Origin of the sequence: Pectobacterium carotovorum (assembly GCA_016415585.1) — a bacterium.
Classification (GTDB): Bacteria; Pseudomonadota; Gammaproteobacteria; order Enterobacterales; family Enterobacteriaceae; genus Pectobacterium; species Pectobacterium carotovorum_K.
Map to the genome: position 1 here is coordinate 879742 of CP066552.1, position 21517 is coordinate 901258.

At 51.2% G+C, this 21517-nt stretch carries 19 protein-coding genes; 9 read left to right on the plus strand and 10 right to left on the minus strand.

The annotated features are described in order from the left end of the window. Positions 1-78: 78 nt before the first annotated feature. Positions 79-996 carry a UDP-3-O-acyl-N-acetylglucosamine deacetylase gene (lpxC, locus tag JFY74_03870; protein ID QQG30442.1) on the plus strand — a complete coding sequence of 306 codons (918 nt, stop codon included), beginning with the start codon at positions 79-81 and terminating at the stop codon, positions 994-996. Between the two features lie 18 nt (positions 997-1014). Here the strand turns inward: lpxC and JFY74_03875 are convergent, their stop codons facing one another. Further along, positions 1015-1542 carry a DUF721 domain-containing protein gene (locus tag JFY74_03875; GenBank protein ID QQG29211.1) on the minus strand — a complete coding sequence of 176 codons (528 nt, stop codon included), beginning with the start codon at positions 1540-1542 and terminating at the stop codon, positions 1015-1017. Positions 1543-1568: 26 nt separating this feature from the next. Here JFY74_03875 and secM point away from each other — a divergent pair, with 26 nt between their 5' ends. The 3 genes from secM (at position 1569) to mutT (ending at position 5385) form a co-directional block, all read left to right on the plus strand. Continuing rightward, positions 1569-2084 (plus strand): secA regulator SecM, encoded by a 516-nt coding sequence (gene secM, locus JFY74_03880; protein ID QQG29212.1) that lies wholly within the window; start codon positions 1569-1571, stop codon positions 2082-2084. A gap of 112 nt (positions 2085-2196) precedes the next feature. Continuing rightward, positions 2197-4899, plus strand: a complete 2703-nt coding sequence (gene secA / locus JFY74_03885) for a preprotein translocase subunit SecA (protein ID QQG29213.1) — start codon at positions 2197-2199, stop codon at positions 4897-4899. Between the two features lie 90 nt (positions 4900-4989). Further along, positions 4990-5385, plus strand: a complete 396-nt coding sequence (mutT, locus tag JFY74_03890; protein ID QQG29214.1) for an 8-oxo-dGTP diphosphatase MutT — start codon at positions 4990-4992, stop codon at positions 5383-5385. A 64-nt stretch (positions 5386-5449) separates the two neighbouring features. On the opposite strand, the gene yacG is transcribed toward mutT, so the two are convergent. From yacG to coaE, 3 genes are read right to left on the minus strand one after another with little or no spacing between them, the layout of a single operon-like run. Further along, positions 5450-5644 (minus strand): DNA gyrase inhibitor YacG, encoded by a 195-nt coding sequence (yacG, locus tag JFY74_03895; protein QQG29215.1) that lies wholly within the window; start codon positions 5642-5644, stop codon positions 5450-5452. 57 nt (positions 5645-5701) lie between these two features. Beyond that, on the minus strand, positions 5702-6454 hold the full coding sequence (gene zapD, locus JFY74_03900; GenBank protein QQG29216.1) for a cell division protein ZapD: 753 nt from the start codon (positions 6452-6454) through the stop codon (positions 5702-5704). Then, positions 6447-7073, minus strand: coding sequence for a dephospho-CoA kinase (gene coaE, locus JFY74_03905; protein QQG29217.1), 627 nt, complete (start codon positions 7071-7073; stop codon positions 6447-6449). Before coaE ends, zapD begins: the two co-directional genes overlap by 8 nt. 418 nt (positions 7074-7491) lie before the next feature. Between coaE and JFY74_03910 the strand changes: the two genes are divergently transcribed. Next, positions 7492-8508 (plus strand): GMP reductase, encoded by a 1017-nt coding sequence (locus tag JFY74_03910; GenBank protein ID QQG29218.1) that lies wholly within the window; start codon positions 7492-7494, stop codon positions 8506-8508. Positions 8509-8617: 109 nt separating this feature from the next. Here the strand turns inward: JFY74_03910 and hofC are convergent, their stop codons facing one another. From hofC to JFY74_03935, 5 genes are all read right to left on the minus strand, one after another. Next, positions 8618-9823: a protein transport protein HofC gene (gene hofC, locus JFY74_03915; GenBank protein ID QQG29219.1), complete on the minus strand. Its 1206-nt coding sequence runs from the start codon at positions 9821-9823 to the stop codon at positions 8618-8620. Further along, positions 9820-11304 (minus strand): type II secretion system protein GspE, encoded by a 1485-nt coding sequence (gene gspE / locus JFY74_03920; protein QQG29220.1) that lies wholly within the window; start codon positions 11302-11304, stop codon positions 9820-9822. Before gspE ends, hofC begins: the two co-directional genes overlap by 4 nt. 2 nt (positions 11305-11306) lie before the next feature. After that, positions 11307-11753 (minus strand): prepilin peptidase-dependent pilin, encoded by a 447-nt coding sequence (gene ppdD, locus JFY74_03925; GenBank protein QQG29221.1) that lies wholly within the window; start codon positions 11751-11753, stop codon positions 11307-11309. Positions 11754-12072: 319 nt separating this feature from the next. Beyond that, positions 12073-12963, minus strand: a complete 891-nt coding sequence (nadC, locus tag JFY74_03930) for a carboxylating nicotinate-nucleotide diphosphorylase (protein QQG29222.1) — start codon at positions 12961-12963, stop codon at positions 12073-12075. Positions 12964-13108: 145 nt separating this feature from the next. Continuing rightward, positions 13109-13969 carry a nucleoside-specific channel-forming protein Tsx gene (locus JFY74_03935; GenBank protein QQG29223.1) on the minus strand — a complete coding sequence of 287 codons (861 nt, stop codon included), beginning with the start codon at positions 13967-13969 and terminating at the stop codon, positions 13109-13111. A 423-nt stretch (positions 13970-14392) separates the two neighbouring features. Here JFY74_03935 and ampD point away from each other — a divergent pair, with 423 nt between their 5' ends. Both ampD and ampE read left to right on the plus strand, forming a co-directional pair. After that, entirely contained in the window at positions 14393-14965 is a 573-nt protein-coding gene (ampD, locus tag JFY74_03940) for a 1,6-anhydro-N-acetylmuramyl-L-alanine amidase AmpD (GenBank protein ID QQG29224.1), read from the plus strand. Continuing rightward, on the plus strand, positions 14965-15819 hold the full coding sequence (ampE, locus tag JFY74_03945) for a beta-lactamase regulator AmpE (GenBank protein ID QQG29225.1): 855 nt from the start codon (positions 14965-14967) through the stop codon (positions 15817-15819). The genes ampD and ampE overlap by 1 nt, the downstream gene beginning before the upstream one ends. A gap of 74 nt (positions 15820-15893) precedes the next feature. On the opposite strand, the gene JFY74_03950 is transcribed toward ampE, so the two are convergent. After that, the gene (locus JFY74_03950) at positions 15894-17252 is read right to left on the minus strand and encodes an amino acid permease (protein ID QQG29226.1); all 1359 of its coding nucleotides are present in this window, start codon (positions 17250-17252) and stop codon (positions 15894-15896) included. A 682-nt stretch (positions 17253-17934) separates the two neighbouring features. Between JFY74_03950 and pdhR the strand changes: the two genes are divergently transcribed. Further along, entirely contained in the window at positions 17935-18699 is a 765-nt protein-coding gene (gene pdhR, locus JFY74_03955) for a pyruvate dehydrogenase complex transcriptional repressor PdhR (GenBank protein ID QQG29227.1), read from the plus strand. Between the two features lie 141 nt (positions 18700-18840). Then, positions 18841-21504, plus strand: a complete 2664-nt coding sequence (gene aceE / locus JFY74_03960) for a pyruvate dehydrogenase (acetyl-transferring), homodimeric type (GenBank protein QQG29228.1) — start codon at positions 18841-18843, stop codon at positions 21502-21504. Positions 21505-21517: the final 13 nt, after the last annotated feature.

The following is a 21517-nucleotide window of genomic DNA, read 5'->3' on the forward strand; positions in this document are numbered from 1 at the left end:
CCGCTCTTTGTGCTAAACTGTGCCACCGAACCTGGTTTATACTAGGTTCGTAGGTTCAGTAACATGCGAGATAAAATGATGATCAAACAACGTACATTAAAACGTATTGTTCAGGCGACTGGTGTCGGGTTACATACCGGCAAGAAGGTCACGTTGACCATGCGTCCTGCACCGGCAAATACCGGGGTCATCTATCGCCGCACAGACTTGAATCCCCCGGTTGATTTTCCGGCTGATGCAAAATCCGTGCGTGATACCATGCTCTGTACTTGCCTGGTTAATGAGCATGACGTCCGTATTTCTACGGTGGAGCATCTTAACGCTGCGCTTGCAGGGTTGGGCATTGACAATATTGTCATTGATGTTGACGCGCCAGAAATTCCAATTATGGATGGCAGCGCCAGCCCGTTCGTTTACCTGCTGTTAGATGCGGGCATCGAAGAGCTGAATTGTGCCAAGAAATTCGTACGTATCAAACAGTCCGTTCGCGTTGAAGATGGCGACAAGTGGGCAGAAATGAAACCGTTTAACGGCTTCAGTCTGGATTTCACTATCGACTTCAACCACCCGGCGATTGATGCGGGCAACCAGCGCTATCGTTTGGATTTCTCTGCTGATGCGTTTGTTCGCCAGATCAGCCGTGCGCGTACATTCGGCTTCATGCGCGATATCGAATACTTGCAGTCTCGTGGGTTGTGCCTGGGCGGCAGTATGGATTGTGCCATCGTCGTTGACGATTACCGCGTACTGAACGAAGACGGTCTGCGTTTTGAAGATGAGTTTGTCCGCCATAAAATGCTGGATGCCATCGGTGACCTGTTTATGTGTGGCTACAACATCATCGGTGCGTTTTCTGCGTTTAAATCTGGACACGCACTGAACAACAAGCTGTTGCAGGCTGTGCTGGCAAATCAGGAAGCGTGGGAATACGTGACCTTTGAAGACGAAGCTGAAATGCCGTTGGCGTTTAAAGCACCGTCTATCGTGCTGGCGTAACGCTTGAAATTGAAGTAATCATTTCTTATTACGACTGGTTTTACTGGTACTCTCTCCGGCCAGCGAAGCCAGTCGTTCTAATATCTTTCTGAGTTTTTCCGGGCTGTTGCCTGCTAACGTCCTCAATGTCTCCGCACTTTGTTCACTCAACTGACGCAACGGTTTGTCGTCGGTATTTTCCGTCGCTGCAATGTCACTATTTTTCACGATTTCATGCCCTTTTGCGGCAAGCGTTGGATTAATCCTGATGTCGATTGAAGCCAATGATGGTAGTATTTGTGCGCGTAATGCAGAGAGCAACGCAGGTTGTTCGTAACGTAACCGCATCAACCAACTGGCGTTGGCGGTTTCCAGTATTAGTAAACCTTGCCGGTAATTAGCGACGCGGCACCATGGGTGCAACGGTGCAGGCAGTAATCCGCGTACGGCGCGGTTGAGTTTTAATAAGGCGATAGCGCGTTGTTGCACATCTTGTAGCGGGCCTTTACCCGACATGGATGCGCTATCAAACAGAAATTCCAGTGATTGTGGGCGGCTATCACGCATAGGCTTGGCTCCGGTGGATGTTACTCGTGATTGGTATTCTAAATCGTTGGCGACAATTTGGCAGACGTTATTTCTGGCCGCATCTCTTATTAGGGATGGTCGCGGCGAGTCTTGGCCTGCCGACAAGCCTTAACGACTCACAGGATATCGCCTCACTCCCTAATTCAAGCTCCAGTGTTAGTCGCCAGAATAACGTATCGCTGAACCTTACCGATCTGGTCGCGCTGAAGGAAGCGCATCGGCGTTCGTCCTACAGCGTTGACTACTGGCATCAGCATGCGATTCGTACGGTAATTCGCCACCTTTCTTTTGCGTTGACGACGCCACAGACGGCCAGTGCCCAGCAAGTTGACGATCTTCAACCTCATTCTCTGGTTTTGCTGGATACGCTAAATGCGTTGCTGACGCAGGATTCCCAGTATCCCTTTGTGATCTCCCCCCATGCTGGGCGCGTCACTTTTTATCCTCAGGCACACCATCAAATCGGCATCTGGCTTGCCCAAATCCGCGGCATCCGTGCAGGACCTTCTCTTATCAGCTGAAAGTGTAGTGGATAATTAGCTGAAGAAATTTCTCTCGTTTTTTGCTGAGTTTCTCAGTTTTTCGATGTTGTGTTGCCACTGGATACGTGGCACTTGTGAGATTAAAATTATTATGGTCATGAATATCCTAACCAAAATTTTTGGTAGCCGTAACGATCGTACGCTGCGTCGTATGCGTAAAAATGTTGATGTCATCAGTCGTTTAGAGCCAGAAATGGAAAAACTTTCAGATGAGGAACTGCAAGCGAAAACGCTGGAGTTCCGTGTTCGTCTGGAAAAAGGCGCGACGTTGGAGAGTCTGCTGCCGGAAGCCTTCGCCGTGGTGCGTGAATCCAGTAAGCGTGTATTTGGCATGCGCCACTTCGACGTGCAGCTTCTCGGCGGTATGGTACTGAACGAACGCTGCATCGCGGAGATGCGTACCGGTGAAGGTAAAACGCTGACGGCAACGCTGCCTGCGTACCTGAATGCGCTGACGGGTCGTGGCGTACACGTGGTTACCGTGAACGACTATCTGGCACAGCGTGATGCCGAAAATAACCGTCCGTTGTTTGAGTTCCTTGGCCTGAGCGTTGGGATTAACCTGCCGGGAATGCCTGCTCCGGCGAAGCGTGAAGCGTATGCCGCAGACATCACCTACGGTACCAATAACGAATACGGTTTTGACTACCTGCGTGACAACATGGCGTTCAGCCCAGAAGAACGTGTACAGCGTAAATTGTACTACGCGCTGGTGGATGAGGTTGACTCCATCCTGATCGATGAAGCGCGTACGCCGCTGATCATTTCTGGCCCGGCTGAAGACAGCTCTGAGCTTTATATCAGCGTCAATAAAATCATCCCTCACCTGATCCGTCAGGAGAAAGAAGATTCTGATACCTTCCACGGCGAAGGCCACTTCTCTGTTGATGAGAAAGCGCGTCAGGTTAACCTCACCGAACGTGGTCTGGTTCTGGTAGAAGAATTGCTGGTGAAAGAAGGCATTATGGAAGAGGGTGAGTCGCTGTACTCTCCGACCAATATTATGCTGATGCACCATGTTACCGCTGCGCTGCGTGCGCACGTGCTGTTTACCCGCGATGTGGACTACATTGTGAAAGACGGTGAAGTGATCATCGTCGACGAACACACTGGCCGTACCATGCAGGGACGTCGCTGGTCTGATGGTTTGCATCAGGCTGTAGAAGCGAAAGAGAAGGTGACTATTCAGAATGAAAACCAGACGCTGGCTTCCATTACCTTCCAGAACTACTTCCGCCTGTATGAAAAACTGGCCGGTATGACCGGTACGGCAGATACCGAAGCGTTCGAATTCAGCTCCATCTATAAGCTGGATACGATTGTGGTGCCGACTAACCGTCCGATGATTCGTAAAGACTTGCCTGACCTGGTCTACATGACCGAGCAGGAAAAAATCGATGCCATTATTGAAGATATCAAAGACCGCTCTGTAAAAGGCCAGCCTATTCTGGTCGGTACGATCTCCATTGAAAAATCAGAAGTGGTTTCTCAGGCGCTGGAAAAAGCGGGCATCAAACACAATGTGTTGAATGCGAAATTCCACGCCATGGAAGCGGACATCGTTGCACAGGCTGGTCAGTCTGGTGCGGTCACCATCGCGACCAACATGGCCGGTCGTGGTACGGACATCGTATTGGGTGGTAGCTGGCAGGCAGAAGTCGCACATCTGGAAAACCCAGATGACGCACAAATTGCAGAAATCAAAGCGGCCTGGAAAGTGCGCCATGATGCGGTGTTGGCTGCGGGTGGTTTGCACATTATCGGTACAGAACGTCATGAATCTCGCCGTATCGATAACCAGCTGCGTGGTCGTTCCGGCCGCCAGGGGGATGCAGGTTCATCACGTTTCTATCTGTCGATGGAAGATGCGCTGATGCGTATTTTTGCCTCCGATCGCGTTTCCAACATGATGCGTAAACTGGGTATGAAACCGGGCGAAGCGATTGAGCACCCGTGGGTCACCAAGGCGATTGCTAACGCACAGCGCAAAGTGGAAAGCCGTAACTTTGATATTCGTAAACAGTTGCTGGAATACGATGATGTGGCGAACGATCAACGTCGTGCGATCTACACACAGCGTAACGAACTGCTGGATGTATCCGATATCAGTGAAACCATCACCAGTATTCGTGAAGATGTGTTTAAAGCGACTATCGACAGCTATATTCCACCGGAATCTCTGGAAGAAATGTGGGATACGGAAGGTCTGGAACAGCGCCTGAAGAACGACTTCGATCTGGATATGCCAATCAAGGCGTGGCTGGATAAAGAGCCTGAGCTGCACGAAGAAACGCTGCGTGAACGTATTTTCCAGCACGCGCTTGAGGTTTATCATCGCAAAGAAGAAGTGGTTGGCACGGAAGTCATGCGCAACTTCGAGAAAGGCGTGATGCTGCAGACGCTGGATTCCTTGTGGAAAGAGCATCTGGCGGCAATGGATTACCTGCGTCAGGGCATCCATCTGCGTGGCTATGCACAGAAAGATCCGAAACAAGAATATAAGCGTGAGTCGTTCTCTATGTTTGCCGCGATGCTGGAATCACTGAAATATGAAGTGATTAGCACGCTGAGCAAAGTCCAGGTGAGAATGCCAGAAGAAATCGAAGCGCTGGAGCAGCAACGCCGTGAAGAAGCTGAGCGTTTGGCGCAGCAGCAACAGTTTAGCCATCAGGAAGAAGATAGCCTGAATACGGGTTCACCGGCGCAGGCAGACCGTAAAATTGGGCGTAACGATCCTTGCCCATGTGGTTCAGGCAAGAAATATAAGCAGTGCCACGGTCGCTTACAGAAATAATTGACTGCTGAATCCAGTGATTAAAATGTGATAAGTACAAGGGCGGTCATTGACCGCCTTTTACTTGATAAGAACCTGATAGGAAGTGTCATGACGCAAAAACAGTTATCCGTCGCGGTAGGCATCATCCGCAATGCGGAGCAGCAATATTTCATTGCTCGCCGCCCTGATGGCGTGCATATGGCAGGGATGTGGGAATTTCCCGGCGGTAAAGTTGAAGAGGGCGAAACGCCAGAGCAGGCGCTGATTCGTGAACTGCATGAAGAAACGGGCATCGAGGCTAGCGCACCACAGGCGCTAAACGATAAAACGTTTTCTACGCCGGAGAGAATCATCACGCTTCATTTCTTTCTGGTTGAAACGTGGCAGGGGGAACCCTATGGCCGGGAAGGTCAGGAATCTCGCTGGGTTAACGTAGACGAATTACGTGAGGAAGAATTTCCGCCAGCGAATGCGGAGATGATCCGCTGGCTGAAATCGCTTTAATCTAGCTTTACTTTTTCCTGTCTGAAAGCCCCTGCCTGAAAACTATAGTGGCGAAACGTGGCCGTTAGCGCGTTTCGCTCCATTCTTCACTATCAGAAACCATATCATCACTTGGAATGCGCTTTTCTTCATCAGCCCATTCACCCAAATCGATGAGCTGACAGCGTTTGCTGCAAAATGGGCGATAGATGCTGGCAGCTTCCCAGATGACCGCCTGCTTGCAGGTTGGGCATTTTACTGTCGTAACTTCTGTTGTCATAAGATTCTTTTTCACTCTATTTGTGACTTAACACATTCTGGTTTGTCAGGGCTGAGTCTAGCAGCAGGCCAGTTCAAATGTTAAACGCGGAGGAATGTGGCCGTTTTCGCTATCTAATGGCAGAAAACGGATGGCATAGCGTGTCTTATGGCCGGAGATCTGCGGATAGAGCTGATGTACCTGTTCAAGGCGCAAACGTAGCAGGTCAGCATCGGAGGCATTGTCCTGAAAGAAACCGTTCAGGCTGGTCTGCGGGCGGAACGTGCCGGAGTGGCGGATCAGTTCCAGGATCATATCCAGCGCTTGTTTGAGCGGCGACAAGGAGTTAAGCCAGCCGGAAACCAATTTCTCACGCAGTTCCTGAGGTTGGTGCAGCCAGCTATGCAGAGTGGGTAGATCGAAACTACAGCATCCGCCGGGAATACCAAGGCGCTGGCGTACCATGCCAATCAGGCGATCTTCCCGTAAGAACTGCCCCATTCGTGGCGCGGCCATCAACGTACTAGCCAGATCTTTCAACTGGCGTCTCAGCGTATGGATGCGCTCCATGTCAACGCCCGGTACATCACTCCATTGCAGCAGTTTTTGCTGTTGCCGCTCCAGATCTTTCAGCAGCTCGGTACGGACATCTCCACGTTCCAGCACATCTAGCAGTTCGGCGATAGCACGAAAAAATGTCAGAGCGCCTCCCATATCGGTCAGGGAGTGGTTTTGATGCAACTGCTGCAATAATGACTCGATACGCAACCAGGTACGTGTTTTTTCGTTCAGCGGGTATTCGAATAAAATCGTTGAGGGAGCGTCACTCATTCTTAGTCATCCTGTCGGCTGCGGAGGCGGCGAGCTCCAGGTACTGGCGGTGTAATTCCGCAACCTGTGGAGCCAGCTCGTTCGGGCAGCGACTGTTATCAATAATATCATCGGCATAAGCCAGGCGCTGTTCTCGGGTAGCCTGTGCTGCCAGTATGTTTTCTGCTTGCTGCCGACTGATGCCATCGCGAGCTAGCGTGCGTGCAAGCTGTGTTTCTTTGTCTACATCAACGACCAGAATGCGCTGTGCCCGCCGTTGTAAACCGTTCTCCACCAGTAAAGGGACGACCCACAGAATGTACGGTGCGGATGCAGCCTGAAACTGGGCCTGTGTTTCCTGATGGATCAACGGGTGGAGTAAATTATTCAGCCACTGTTTCTCCTCCGGTGAGGAAAAAATCCGTTGGCGTAGTGCGGCACGATCCAATGAACCATCGGTATTGAGCATAGCGTCGCCAAACCGGAGCCTGATGGCATCCAGTGCGGGTTTCCCAGGCTCGACTACCTGACGCGCGATGATATCCGCATCAACGATAGTGGCCCCTAATTTGGCAAATTCATCAGCAACGGTGCTTTTTCCGCTGCCGATACCGCCCGTTAAGGCTACGATGTATGTCATTGCACCCGTGTTGAAAAGTTAACATTTCTATTATTTTCAAAGGTGAGGAATGTGTTCCTGCCTCTTTGAAGTCAATCAGGCATCAACCGCAGTGTGCTTCACGTTATCACTTTGCTGGGTGATAGGTAAATTTCTCTGATTTTATCCCAAATAAAGTGGAAATCGCAGTCTTGCCGCAGGATTATTCCTGCGTATGATAACGTCACTGGTAAAGGGCTATTATTTTTTCAGAAATGATTATACCCGTCATACTTCAAGCTGCATGTGCGTTGGCTTCCCTTACTCACTCCAGTCACTTACTTGAGTAAGCTCCTGGAAATTCGTGCGGTCGCCGCCTGCCTGCAACTCGAATTATTTAGGGTATCGCTTAGTAACAATACTGAGCATTCCGCCGTCACTAACCAGGAACTCGAACCTCATGCGTATTGAAGAAGATTTAAAGTTAGGCTTTAAAGACGTTCTCATCCGGCCAAAGCGTTCGACGCTGAAAAGCCGCTCCGACGTTGAACTGGAACGTCAATTCACCTTCCTCCATGCTGGCGGCAACTGGTCCGGCGTACCGATTATCGCAGCCAATATGGATACTGTCGGTACGTTTAGTATGGCGGAGGTGCTGGCCTCTTTTGATGTTCTGACGGCTGTCCATAAACACTATTCTGTCGAGCAATGGTCTCAGTTTGTGCAACGCACACCGGCATCGGTATTGCGCCATGTGATGGTCTCGACCGGGACATCTGAGGCTGATTTCATCAAGTTAAAGCAAATCTTAGCGTTGTCGACTGAGCTGAAATTTATCTGTATTGATGTGGCCAATGGTTATTCCGAGCACTTTGTCACGTTCCTGCAAAAAGCACGCGAGGCTTGCCCAGACAAAGTTATCTGTGCTGGAAACGTCGTGACCGGTGAAATGGTGGAAGAGCTTATCCTCTCCGGCGCGGATATCGTGAAAGTTGGCATTGGCCCAGGTTCTGTCTGCACGACGCGCGTTAAAACGGGTGTCGGTTACCCTCAGCTTTCTGCCGTGATCGAATGCGCCGATGCAGCACATGGCCTCGGTGGACAAATCGTGAGCGACGGCGGATGCGCCATGCCGGGCGATGTCGCGAAAGCATTTGGCGGCGGAGCCGATTTCGTCATGCTGGGCGGTATGTTGGCAGGACATGATGAATGTGAAGGCACTATCGTTGAAGAAAACGGTGAGAAAATGATGCTGTTCTACGGCATGAGTTCTGCATCCGCGATGGAACGTCATGTTGGCGGCGTAGCGGAGTATCGTGCCGCAGAAGGAAAAACCGTGAAATTGCCTCTGCGTGGTCCGGTAGACAATACCGTACGCGATATTCTTGGCGGACTGCGATCGGCCTGTACCTATGTCGGAGCATCCCGTTTGAAAGAGCTGACGAAGCGTACAACGTTTATCCGCGTGGCCGAGTAGGAAAACCGTATTTTCAACGGATAGCTGCCGCTGTTACGCTCCGTCTATTTTGCTGTTAGCGAGGGCGTGCGGCCTAACGTGTAAACGTTGTCGTGCTGTATTGGTCGGTTCAGGCACCGGCCAATACATTCCCCAACTGGAAGATAGGCAAATACATGCCAATCACCAGTGCCCCGACCATCCCCCCGACGACCATCATCAGCAACGGTTCCAGCGTTTGTGTCAGCATGTCTGCCTGCTGTTGTACCCGACCCTCATGCCATTCTGCCAGTTGTGTAAAGATCGCATCCAACGCACCCGTTTCTTCTCCCACGCGAATTAACTGCGGGCAAGGCGCTGGGAACAGAGAGGCATGATGCTGTGTGGCATGGTATAGCGACGTGCCCTGATGCAGTTGCGCTTGTATTTGTTGAATCGCGGTCTGATAAAGCGGATGACGGATTGTCGCGGCGGCATCAAGCCCTTCCGGGAGCGTCAAACCGGCATGCTGCGTCATGGCAAGAATATGGAATATCTGGTTCAGCGATTTACCGCGTAGCAGGTTGGATACGATAGGAAGCTTCAGCAGCCACTCTTGCTCTCGGGTTTTCCATAATGGCCGTTTCTGTCTCAAGCGGGCATACCCCACTATCAGGCCACTGAGTACCAGCAACCCAATGAATCCGTAGTCAGTGATTATCCCTGCCAGATTAAGCAACTGTCGGGTAAACCACGGCAACGGCGTATCGAACGAGGAATAAAGCATCGCAAACTCGGGCAGAACCAGCGTCAGCATCATCATGCTGACCACTATGGCAATTGCCAAAACAAAGCAGGGGTAGCGTAGTGCTTTGATGACTTTCTGTTGCAGCCTGGACTGTTTTTCTTGCTGCTGAGCGAGCTGTAGGCAGCATTCGTCTAGCTTCCCGGTCAATTCGCCGACGGCAATGAGGGAACGATACAGAACGGGAAAGATATGCGGGTATTCCTGTAACGCCTCAGAGAACGAATTTCCCTGAGCAACATGGGTACGAACATCCCGTAATACGCAACGCCAGCCGGGGCGTTCATGCTGTTCCGACACCAGTTTTAATGCTTCCAGCAGCGGTAATCCGGCTTGTAGCAGGGCAGCGAGCTGTTTGATTAACTCGCCTAGCTGTTCACGTTTCCAGTCGCGTAGCGACAGATAATGGCCAGCTTTTACAAGAAGCGGCTGGTAGCCCTGTGCAATTAGACTGGCATAGGCGTGCTGGCGATGTGTGCTAATGAGTTCTCCATCGATAAATTCGCCCTCGGACGTGATGGCCTGCCAGTGATATAAGCGCTGTAGCCTCATTTCTCCTCCTGATTCATTGGCCGCTCATCGCCCACCACACGGTAGACTTCAGCAAGTGAGGTCAGGCCATCGTTGACCAACTCAAGCCCTGCGGTCAGCAACGTTGGAAAACCTGAGTTGTGAGACAGTGAGGATAACTTCCCTGTGCTGGCGTTGCCCGCCAGCGCTGCCTGAAAATCTGGCGTGATAGGCAATAACTCATAGAGCGCGACGCGGCCATAGTAGCCAGAAAAACAGTGGCTACAGCCGCGGGCTTGCCAATGGCGCAGTGGCCCTTGCCATACGTCGTGTGGCAGTGAAAGCAGCGGTTCTCCTGGGGTTTTACAGTGCGGGCATAGCCGACGTACAAGGCGTTGGGCAATGATGAGTTTTAGCGCCGCAGCTAACAGGTAACCGGGGATGCCGAGATGACTGAGTCGAGTTAACGTGTCTACGGCAGAATTGGTGTGCAGTGTGGACATGACTAGGTGGCCGGTTTGTGCGGCTTTTACCGCAATTTCTGCGGTTTCGGCATCGCGTATTTCACCGATCATAATGACGTCTGGATCCTGCCGCAGCAGCGCTCGTAAAATGCGGCCAAAGCCCAGTTCGGCTTTAGGATTGATTGCCGTTTGGTTGATTCCCTCCAGGGGAATTTCAACCGGATCTTCTACGCTACAGATATTGCGGCTGCACTCGTTTAGCCAACGTATCGCGCTGTAAAGTGTGACGGTTTTTCCACTGCCCGTTGGGCCCGTGACTAACAGCATTCCCTGTGAGGCGCTCAGCACGCTAATCACTTGCTGTAACGCCTTTGCAGTGAGCCCGAGTTTATCCAGCGCCAGCTCCTGCTGATGCGTTTGCAAGATACGCAGTACGACTTTTTCTCCCTGTTGCACGGGCAGCGTAGCGATGCGCAACGAATAGGCTTGTTGATCCAGCGTCAGGCTGAATTGACCGTCCTGCGGCAATCGCCGTTCGGCGATGTTCAGCTTACCCATGATTTTCAGCCGCGCGGTAATTCGGTTCGTCAGTTCGGGAGGCGGTGCGGATATGGCCTGTAGCACGCCGTCGATGCGTAGACGTACGCGATAGCTGTCGAGTAACGGCTCAAAGTGGATATCAGAGGCACGCCGCTGAACGGCGAGACGCAGCGTTTGATGGATAAACTGTGCCACGGGGGAATCGTCGTCATGATCCTGTTGCCCGGCGCTGTTGTGATAACTGCTGTTATAAGTGCCGGCATGGTAGGTTTCTGTGGGCTCAGCAACGGCGTTCACCGGGTTAAGCTGCTGTTCCATTCTGGCCTGTGGCCATTGCTCCACCATAATGCGGCGATTGCTGGCGAAACGCAGCGCGGAAATCATTTCCGCAGAAGGGGACGCCGTGACGGCGACCGATAGCGTTTGTTCATCGAGGCTGAGCAACAGGGCCTGATAACGTCGGCACAGCGTCTGTAATTCGCTGAGCGTATGCTCGGAGGAGAAGGAAGAATCTGTCATGATTAGCCTGCCGTATTATCAAAACGGAAAACGTCCTGACAGGCAGATTGTAGGCTCTCTGCGTTGTCATCCGTGGCACAGTTTTTCGTCCAGCGTGAAGCGCCGATTTCGGTATCCCACGCTGGTGTCAGAATAACGCGCAGCCCTTGCAGAGTGGATTGTCCAGTCAGCGTAATCACCCCTTGAGTGACGCTAACGGCGCTGACATAGCGTGAAGATTTGCTGCCCGGTATTCCCTGATTACCTGCATTGCAGGCCGTAAAAGCGGCATTTTCCAGACCACAGAGATCGACTGGCGTTTTATAAGACACCATGGTCTGCAGCATGTCAGTCAGCGCTGCTTTTTGCAGATAGCTTTGATAAGCCGGTACGCCAATAGCGCTGAGGATGGCGACGATCGCAATGACGATCATCAGCTCAATCAGCGTAAATCCTTGTTGTTTTATCATTTTGATTTCCCTGTTGTTGCATATAAATTTTGTGGCACATAAATATTGTGGTGCATCAATCCATACGGATGACTGGCAGCATAGAAAAGGGAGCGATGACTGACGAGCGGGGAAAATCAAAATAGGAAAGCGTTACGACGTATTTCTAGGGATTTGCAGAGCGTTGAAAAATTTTTGTGGACAGGTACGCAATTCTCACATTATCAGGACTGGCGACTGTGCGTGTGAGTACGTGTCATTACGATGGAATGGAGAGCGTGAGATTGAGCGTTAAGAACGAGGTACGGGATGGCACCTCGTTGGTAAAAAATAGGAACGGTTAGATAAAGCGCATGGATAAGTCCAGCGCCTGCACATGCTTGGTTAACGCCCCTACTGAGATATAGTCCACGCCAGTTTCCGCATAGCCACGCAGCGTGTCGAGGGTGACATTGCCGGATATTTCCAGCAGCGCATGGCCTTGTGCTATAGCAACGGCTTCTCGGATGTTATCCAGACTGAAATTATCCAGCATGATGATATCTGCGCCTGCTTCCAGCGCCTGCTGTAACTCATCCAACGATTCGACTTCCACTTCTACCGGAACATCGCTGCGTAAAGACTGCGCTTTTTCTACCGCATTTTTGATTGAGCCTGCGGCGATGATGTGGTTTTCCTTAATCAGGAAGGCGTCGGATAAACCGAGTCGATGGTTGTCTCCGCCACCGCATGATACGGCGTATTTCAGCGCGGTTCTCAGCCCCGGCAGCGTCTTGCGCGTATCCAGCAGTCGAGTGCGCGTTCCCTGCAATACGGTAACATAGCGGCTGACTTCGGTTGCGACGCCGGACAGCGTTTGCAGAAAATTCAGCGCCGTGCGTTCACCCGTAAGAAGCTGTTTGGCTGGCCCTGTGATGTCACATAGCGTTTGGTTGGGAGTGATAGCGTTGCCATCGGCAACGTGCCAGACGATCGTTGTCGTGTTGCCTAATTGAGAAAAGACTTCCTCAAGCCAGCGCGTGCCGCAGAATATACCCGCTTCACGCGTGATGATGCGTGCGCTGACGGTCTCATTGTCGGGTAACAGAAGGGCGGTAATATCTTGATTAGCATCGACGATGCCACCTAAATCTTCACGCAAGGCCAGTTGCACGCTGGCGGGGATATCTTGTGCAATACGAGCGAGCAAGGCTTTTTGGCGTTGTTCCTGACTGTAGCGACGCGTTGACATGACAAAACTCCGAAGGGGGATTCGGAGGTCTATGCTACCTTGTTTATATCAGGACATCCAGAATGAATAATTATTACAATTCAACCTGTTACTGCTATTAACTTTCCGGCGAGCGATCTCCGATCGCCGGAAAGGGGATGCGATTTTAGAAGTTGTAACCGACGACCAGGTAGTAGCCCCAGCCGGTAGATTTCACTTCAAACGGGCCTTTGCCGAAATTGAGTTCTGCGCCATCAGCCCATTGGCCGCCATTGTGGAAATAACGAGCGACGAAAGAGTAGTGCCAGTGGTCGTAGCCCAGCGCCAGAATATGGCTGGAGGCAATGGAGTTGTTGGTGCGGCTTGCATTTGATTTATCACGCAGTTCTGAACCAAAATCGAAATTGGTGAAGCTGATATACGAGACGTTGCCGCCCAGCATCGAGCCCAGTGGGTAAGAGTATTTCACTTTTACACGATAGCCGTCCCATTCGTTTTCGTTCGCCGCGCCGTAGTTCTGCCATTGGTATTTGGCATAGCCGTTTACTGAGAGAGACAGATCGGTACCGGTATCAATATCGGTGCCTAAGCCCATGTACCAGGTGCTCTGGCGTGAACCGCTGTTGCGGCCCTGATCGTAAATAACGTTATTAGCGATGTACCACTCTTTAAACGGACCAAAGCTGAGGTCAGCCCCCGTCAGCTTATCAATAGAGAAGCGTGGTTCGATCTCGACAAACAGCGGAGAGCCTTTGTCCCAAATGCCACGGCTGTCAGGATCGCCACCAAAAAATTTAGGCGCATCGGCGTAGCCGTAGAAATCGAACCAGTCTTTACGCGCAAATGCTTCGTATTCCAGATAAGTCGTGCTGTTCAGTTGCGGCCCGAAACGGGTGTGGGCGCTGCCGACGACGTTAATGCTCTGATGCCACCAGTCGGACAGATATTCGGCTTTATTGCTGTCGGCAAGAGCAGGCATTGAGCATGACAGGGCGAGTAAAGCGCCTGCAGCGAAAGTTTTTTTCATGTTAAGTACCATAGTGTTAGGCGTAATGTACGTCTTGTGTGAGATATCGAAATAAAAATTCTCAATATCTAAAAAAATCAGGAGATAATTTTGCTTTGTATTTTAAGTAAAAATAGATGCAATGCACGAAAACTATTAGCGTACATTGCAATATTACATGTGTAATGTGATTTTAATCACATAGTGGGGTTAGGGATTCCACCTTACTAAAAAAGATATCGGGATTGCTTTCAGGCAGGAAAACAGCGGGAATATCACAAAAAAAACGGTAAAATCTATTGATACCCAGTTGAATAGATAGCATGGCGTGAAACATGGTATCTTGGATACAAGGATTTTTGGCTACATGGCTTTTACGCCTGAAATTGATTTTTCGCCTGATTCAGCCGGCAAACGATACGATACGATGCGAGGTTATCGCCGATGCTTTTGGAAAATGGCTGGTTATCCGACATTACACACACGCTTTCACCGCATTATGATGGTCGCCCAAATAATGAGGTGCCTTCCCTACTGGTGATCCACAATATTAGTCTGCCGCCCGGTGAATTTGGCGGCCCGTATATTGATCAACTATTTACGGCTACTTTGGATCCCTCGGCGCATCCCTATTTCGCCGACATTTCCCATTTACGCGTCGCGGCACACTGTGTGATTCGCCGTGATGGGCAAATCACACAGTATGTGTCTTTCGAGCAGCGCGCTTGGCATGCTGGCGTTTCGGTGTTTGAAGGCCGAGAACGCTGCAATGATTTCTCTATTGGCATTGAACTGGAAGGGACGGATGCGCTGCCTTTTACCGCGCAGCAGTATCACTCGCTGGTTGCGATTACACGTCTGTTAATGCGGGTCTATCCCATTACGCTATCGCGCATTACTGGACACAGCGATATCGCTCCGGGCCGTAAAACCGACCCCGGCCCGGCATTTGACTGGGACGGCTATCATCGTCTGCTACAAGAAAACTGGACAGAGAACAAAGGGAGCCTGGATTAATGACGCTGTTTACACTGTTGCTTACGCTGGCATGGGAACGCTTGTTCAAACAGGGCGAGCACTGGCAGATCGATCATCGGCTTGAGGTCGTGTTCCGGCACGTGCCGCCTTCGTCTTTACTTCAAACGCTGTTCCTGACGCTGTGCAGCATGGGTATCGTGGCAGGCCTGCTGTGGCTCATGAGCGGTATTTTGTTCGGCCTGATTTCTCTTTTGCTGTGGATTGTCATCAGCCTGATGTGCATTGGTGCGGGTGAAATTCGTCAGCACTATCGGTGCTATTTGCAGGCCGCACAGCGCGGTGAGGCGGATGCCAGCCGGGAAATGGCGGCAGAGCTGGCGCTGATTCACGGCCTGCCCGTTGGCACAGGCGAAAGCGAGCAATTGAAAGAGCTGCAAAACGCGCTGCTGTGGATAAATTTCCGGTTTTATTTAGCGCCGCTGTTCTGGTTTATCGTTGCTGGACCCTACGGGCCGATTGCGTTGATGGGGTACGCGTTTTTACGCGCCAGACAGACCTGGCTTGCCCGCCACCACACCCCGCTGGAGCGCGCGCAGTCTGGTGTCGATAGTTTGTTGCATTGGCTTGACTGGATTCCTGCCCGCTTGGTCGGTGCTGCTTATGCACTGCTGGGGCACGGCGAGAAAGCGCTGCCTGCCTGGTTCGCCTCGCTGGGGGATTCTCGCAGTTCACAGTATTGGGTGTTAACTCAACTGGCCCAATTTTCTCTGGCGCGTGAATCCCACGTTGAGCCTGTAGAGACACCGAAAGCCGCGGTGACGCTAGCAAAAAAAGTGACGTTAGCACTGGTGGTGGTGGTCGCGTTCCTGACGATATACGGTGCGCTGGTTTGATTTCCAATCGTTTACCAGATATGAAAATGGCCGACAGAGTCGGCCATGGAAAAGGATGTGGTGAACGCTGAGGCTTACGCCGCCTGATTTTTCTTTTTGATGAAGTAGCCCACGCCCAGAATAACCAGCCAGACCGGAATCAGCATGACGGAAATCTGAATGCCCGGCGTCAGGAACATGATGACCAGTATACCGGCCAGGAACAGAAGACAGATGTAGTTACCCAGCGGATAAAGCAGCGCTTTAAACTTGGTCACCGTACCTTCTTTGTCCTTTTGCGCACGGAACTTCAGGTGCGCCAGACTGATCATCGCCCAGTTAATCACAAGAGCAGATACGACCAGCGCCATCAGCAGCTCGAAGGCTTTGCCGGGAATAAGGTAGTTGATCAGGACGCACAGCGCTGTCGCCAGCGCGGAGATGCCGATAGCAACAACGGGTACGCCACGAGCATCGACAGTTTTCAGTACTTTCGGTCCGTTACCCTGCTTCGCCAGACCGAATAGCATGCGGCTGTTGCAATACACGCAGCTGTTGTAAACGGACAGTGCAGCGGTCAATACCACGATGTTCAGCACCGTTGCTACGACGTTGCTGTTCAGTTCATGGAAGATCATGACGAACGGGCTACCGCCTTCCACAACCTTGCCCCACGGGTACAGTGACAGCAGGATAGCGAGTGAACCGATGTAGAAAATCAGGATGCGGTAGATAACCTGATTGGTCGCACGTGGAATGCTTTTCTCTGGGTCATCCGCTTCTGCTGCGGTAATCCCCACCAGTTCCAGCCCGCCAAATGAGAACATGATTACGGCCATTGCCATCACCAGACCGAGCACGCCATTCGGGAAGAACCCGCCCTGCGCCCACAGGTTGGTTACGGTCGCTTCCGGCCCGCCCGTACCGCTGAGCAGCAGCCAGCCGCCGAAGACGATCATGCCAATGATCGCGACGACTTTGATGATGGCAAACCAGAATTCCATCTCACCGTAGACTTTGACGTTCGCCAGATTGATGGCGTTAATCAGCAGGAAGAAGACGGCGGCGGATACCCAGGTCGGAATGTCTGGCCACCAGTATTGGACGTAAATCCCCACGGCGCTGAGCTCGGCCATGGCGACCAGAACATACAGCACCCAGTAGTTCCATCCTGATGCAAAGCCTGCGAAATCGCCCCAGTATTTATAAGCAAAGTGGCTGAACGATCCAGCTACCGGCTCTTCAACCACCATCTCGCCCAGTTGGCGCATAATGAGAAACGCGATCAGCCCGCCAATCGCATAGCCTAACAGGACCGATGGCCCGGCCATTTTGATTGTCTGCGCAATACCAAGAAAGAGGCCAGTACCTACCGCGCCACCCAAGGCAATCAACTGGATATGACGGTTTTTCAAACCACGCTTTAGCGTGCCGTCCGTTTGTTGATTATCCATCAAATTTAACCCTCTGCCAGTACAAGTAAAAAACACGGTGTGAACGAACACGCGTATTAGTGACTATACGTTTGTGTAATTTTATTTTTACGGGCTGATGTTTCTTAAAATAAGAAAACCGCTACCGTTTGGCAGAGAATAGTGGTAAGTACGCAAAATTGCACTGATTTCTTATAGTCTGATAATTAAAAACTATCGCCACATCAAAAATTTTACCTCTCCCTGATTAAGAACCTGATGACGAGAAAATCGAGAGATGATTTTTTAGGGTAGAAGGGGGTTTCTACCCCTTTGGGTTTACTTCCTTTTATTATCTCTTTATCCCTGCTGTAAAATGGTGTTTACCCCGATAGGGATCTGCGGGTAATTACACTTTCCTTATGAGAATAAAAAACCTTATTTTTTGCATTTAAATTCACTATTTTCGTATTTAAACGGTTCAGCAACGCCTGCTTTACGTTTCAAAAAAGTTAAAATATAGACAGAGGGGATTAATGGTAATACCACAGGCAGGCTATCACTTTGCCGCATGTTTCTCGTGCATTTGTTAAAATCTGGTGGGATTGGTGATTTAGCTCAAGGTCCTTATGGACAGAAGGTGAATACTTTGTTACTTTAGCGTCACGTTTTTGAAATTGGTATTACCAATTGACTCCGCGCCATTCGCAGAGAAGAATTCACTATGGCATACAGCAAGATCCGTCAGCCCAAACTGTCAGATGTGATTGAACAGCAGCTGGAGTTTCTGATTCTTGAGGGAACCTTGCGCCCCGGCGAGAAGCTCCCACCAGAGCGCGAACTAGCAAAACAGTTCGATGTTTCCCGCCCTTCTCTGAGAGAAGCCATTCAACGCCTGGAAGCTAAAGGTCTCCTTTTGCGCCGTCAGGGTGGTGGTACCTTCGTTCAAGCCAATCTATGGCAAAGCGTCAGCGATCCGCTGGCAGAATTACTGAGCACACATCCCGAATCACAGTTCGATCTTCTGGAAACGCGTCATGCGCTGGAAGGCATTGCTGCCTACTATGCTGCGTTGCGTGGCACCGAGTCGGATCTGCAACGTATCCGGGATTGTCATGCCGTGATTGAGAAGGCGAGGGAAGCGGGCGATCTGGACGCCGAGTCAGAAGCCGTTATGCAGTATCAGGTTGCTGTAACAGAAGCCACGCATAATGTGGTGTTGCTGCATTTGGTGCGCTGTATGGGGCCGATGCTCGAACAGAACGTGAGGAAAAATTTTGAATTGCTTTATTTGAGCCGTGAAGTGTTGGCTCAGGTTAGCATTCATCGCGCCAGCATTTTTGAGGCGATTGTTGCCCGTGAGCCGGAAAAGGCGCGCGAAGCATCACACCGTCATCTGGCGTTTATTGAGGAAGTATTGCTGGATCTTAACCGGGAACATAGTCGGCGCGAGAGATCGCTGCGTCGGCTCCAGCAACGCAGGGATTGAGCATCCGTACTTTGGGGCTCTGAATGCGGTAATGACGACGATGAGCCTGTCTTCATGCGTTTTGCTTAGGACGAAACCTAAGTCAGAATGCAGGAAGACAGGCTCCATAAACTAACTGATTAGAGAAGATAAGGAATAACCATGTCAGATCGTTTAAATAATGACGTGGATCCGATCGAAACCCGCGACTGGCTGCAGGCGATCGAATCGGTCATCCGTGAAGAGGGTGTTGAACGCGCCCAGTTCCTGATTGATCAGGTTCTGAGTGAAGCACGTAAAGGCGGTGTCAGCGTTGCTGCTGGTACAGCTGCACGTCAATACATCAATACCATCGCAGTGGAAGACGAGCCGGAATACCCTGGTAATCTGGATCTGGAACGTCGTATTCGCTCAGCAATCCGCTGGAACGCGATCATGACAGTGCTGCGTGCTTCTAAAAAAGATCTGGATCTGGGCGGCCACATGGCTTCTTTCCAGTCTTCCGCCACTTTCTATGAAGTGTGCTTTAACCACTTCTTCCGTGCTCGCACTGCGCAGGACGGCGGCGACCTGGTCTACTTCCAGGGCCACATCTCTCCGGGCGTTTACGCTCGTGCCTTCCTTGAAGGCCGTCTGACTGAAGATCAGATGAACAACTTCCGTCAGGAAGTTCACGGTAACGGTCTGTCTTCTTATCCGCACCCTAAACTGATGCCGGACTTCTGGCAGTTCCCGACCGTCTCTATGGGTCTGGGCCCGATCGGTGCTATCTACCAGGCTAAATTCCTGAAGTATCTGGAAAACCGTGGTCTGAAAGATACCTCTAAACAAACCGTTTATGCCTTCCTGGGCGATGGTGAAATGGACGAACCAGAATCCAAAGGTGCGATCACTATCGCGACCCGTGAAAAACTGGACAACCTGGTGTTCGTCATCAACTGTAACCTGCAACGTCTGGATGGTCCGGTTACAGGTAACGGCAAGATCATCAACGAGCTGGAAGGTATCTTCAGCGGCGCTGGCTGGGATGTGATCAAAGTCATGTGGGGCGACCGTTGGGACGAACTGCTGCGTAAAGACACCAGCGGTAAACTGATCCAACTGATGGAAGAAACCGTCGACGGTGACTACCAGACCTTCAAATCCAAAAACGGTGCCTATGTGCGTGAGCACTTCTTCGGTAAATACCCGGAGACGGCAGAACTGGTTAAAGACTGGACCGACGATCAAATTTGGTCACTGAACCGTGGTGGTCACGATCCGAAGAAAGTCTACGCTGCACTGAAAAAAGCGCAGGACACCAAAGGCAAACCAACCGTTATTCTGGCGCATACCATTAAAGGTTATGGTATGGGCGACGCGGCTGAAGGTAAGAACATCGCTCACCAGGTTAAGAAAGTTAACATGGATGGCGTGCGTTACTTCCGCGACCGCTTCAACGTGCCTGTGTCTGATGCTGATATCGAAAAACTGCCGTACATCACTTTCGATAAAGAGTCTGAAGAGTACAAATACCTGCACGAGCGTCGTCAGGCACTGGGTGGCTATCTGCCGTCTCGTCAGCCTAACTTCAGCGAAAAACTGGAACTGCCAACGCTGGAAGATTTCAGCACTCTGCTGGAAGAGCAGAACAAAGAAATCTCGACCACTATCGCGTTTGTACGTGCCCTGAACGTGATGCTGAAGAACCAATCTATCAAAGATCGTCTGGTTCCGATCATCGCTGACGAAGCGCGCACCTTCGGTATGGAAGGCCTGTTCCGCCAGATCGGTATCTATAGCCCGAAAGGCCAGCAGTACACTCCGCAGGACCGTGAGCAGGTTGCTTACTACAAAGAAGACCAGAAAGGTCAGATTCTGCAGGAAGGTATCAACGAGCTGGGCGCAGGTTCTTCCTGGCTGGCGGCGGCAACGTCTTACAGCACCAACAACCTGCCGATGATCCCGTTCTACATCTACTACTCCATGTTCGGTTTCCAACGTATCGGCGACCTGTGCTGGGCAGCGGGTGACCAACAGGCTCGTGGCTTCCTGATCGGTGGTACTTCAGGTCGTACGACGCTGAACGGCGAAGGTCTGCAGCACGAAGATGGTCACAGCCACATTCAGTCTCTGACTATCCCGAACTGTATTTCCTACGATCCGGCATTTGCCTACGAAGTTGCTGTCATCATGCATGACGGTCTGCACCGCATGTACGGCGAAGCGCAGGAAAACATTTACTACTACATCACCACGCTGAACGAAAACTACCACATGCCTGCGATGCCGCAGGGTGCGGAAGAAGGTATCCGTAAGGGTATCTACAAGCTGGAAACGGTTGAAGGTAGCAAAGGTAAAGTGCAGCTGCTGGGTTCAGGTTCTATCCTGCGTCACGTACGTGAAGCGGCTCAGATTCTGGCGACAGACTACGGCATCGGTTCTGACGTATTCAGCGTGACTTCCTTCACTGAACTGGCACGCGAAGGCCAGGATTGTGAACGTTGGAACATGCTGCATCCGACCGAAACGCCACGCGTACCTTACGTAGCTCAGGTTCTGAGCGATGCGCCAGCGGTTGCATCTACTGACTACATGAAGCTGTTTGCTGAGCAAATCCGTAGCTTCGTCCCGGCTAGCGATTATCGCGTACTGGGTACTGACGGTTTCGGTCGTTCTGACAGCCGTGAGAACCTGCGTCACCACTTCGAAGTGGATGCGTCTTACGTCGTGGTTGCGGCTCTGGGTGAACTGGCTAAACGCGGTGAAATCGATAAGAAAGTGGTTGCAGATGCCATCACTAAATTCAACATCGATGCAGATAAAGTTAACCCGCGTCTGGCATAAGAGGTAAAGATTA

Coding starts and splice junctions, on each gene's coding strand:
- yacG (QQG29215.1), bottom strand. CDS start 5,644: ATGACAACAGAAGTTACGACAGTAAAATGCCCAACCTGCAAGCAGGCG.
- ppdD (QQG29221.1), bottom strand. CDS start 11,753: ATGATAAAACAACAAGGATTTACGCTGATTGAGCTGATGATCGTCATT.
- mutT (QQG29214.1), top strand. CDS start 4,990: ATGACGCAAAAACAGTTATCCGTCGCGGTAGGCATCATCCGCAATGCG.
- JFY74_03875 (QQG29211.1), bottom strand. CDS start 1,542: ATGCGTGATAGCCGCCCACAATCACTGGAATTTCTGTTTGATAGCGCA.
- coaE (QQG29217.1), bottom strand. CDS start 7,073: ATGACATACATCGTAGCCTTAACGGGCGGTATCGGCAGCGGAAAAAGC.
- JFY74_03950 (QQG29226.1), bottom strand. CDS start 17,252: ATGGATAATCAACAAACGGACGGCACGCTAAAGCGTGGTTTGAAAAAC.
- zapD (QQG29216.1), bottom strand. CDS start 6,454: ATGAGTGACGCTCCCTCAACGATTTTATTCGAATACCCGCTGAACGAA.
- lpxC (QQG30442.1), top strand. CDS start 79: ATGATCAAACAACGTACATTAAAACGTATTGTTCAGGCGACTGGTGTC.
- ampE (QQG29225.1), top strand. CDS start 14,965: ATGACGCTGTTTACACTGTTGCTTACGCTGGCATGGGAACGCTTGTTC.
- JFY74_03935 (QQG29223.1), bottom strand. CDS start 13,969: ATGAAAAAAACTTTCGCTGCAGGCGCTTTACTCGCCCTGTCATGCTCA.
- nadC (QQG29222.1), bottom strand. CDS start 12,963: ATGTCAACGCGTCGCTACAGTCAGGAACAACGCCAAAAAGCCTTGCTC.
- ampD (QQG29224.1), top strand. CDS start 14,393: ATGCTTTTGGAAAATGGCTGGTTATCCGACATTACACACACGCTTTCA.
- gspE (QQG29220.1), bottom strand. CDS start 11,304: ATGACAGATTCTTCCTTCTCCTCCGAGCATACGCTCAGCGAATTACAG.
- aceE (QQG29228.1), top strand. CDS start 18,841: ATGTCAGATCGTTTAAATAATGACGTGGATCCGATCGAAACCCGCGAC.
- pdhR (QQG29227.1), top strand. CDS start 17,935: ATGGCATACAGCAAGATCCGTCAGCCCAAACTGTCAGATGTGATTGAA.
- secA (QQG29213.1), top strand. CDS start 2,197: ATGGTCATGAATATCCTAACCAAAATTTTTGGTAGCCGTAACGATCGT.
- JFY74_03910 (QQG29218.1), top strand. CDS start 7,492: ATGCGTATTGAAGAAGATTTAAAGTTAGGCTTTAAAGACGTTCTCATC.
- hofC (QQG29219.1), bottom strand. CDS start 9,823: ATGAGGCTACAGCGCTTATATCACTGGCAGGCCATCACGTCCGAGGGC.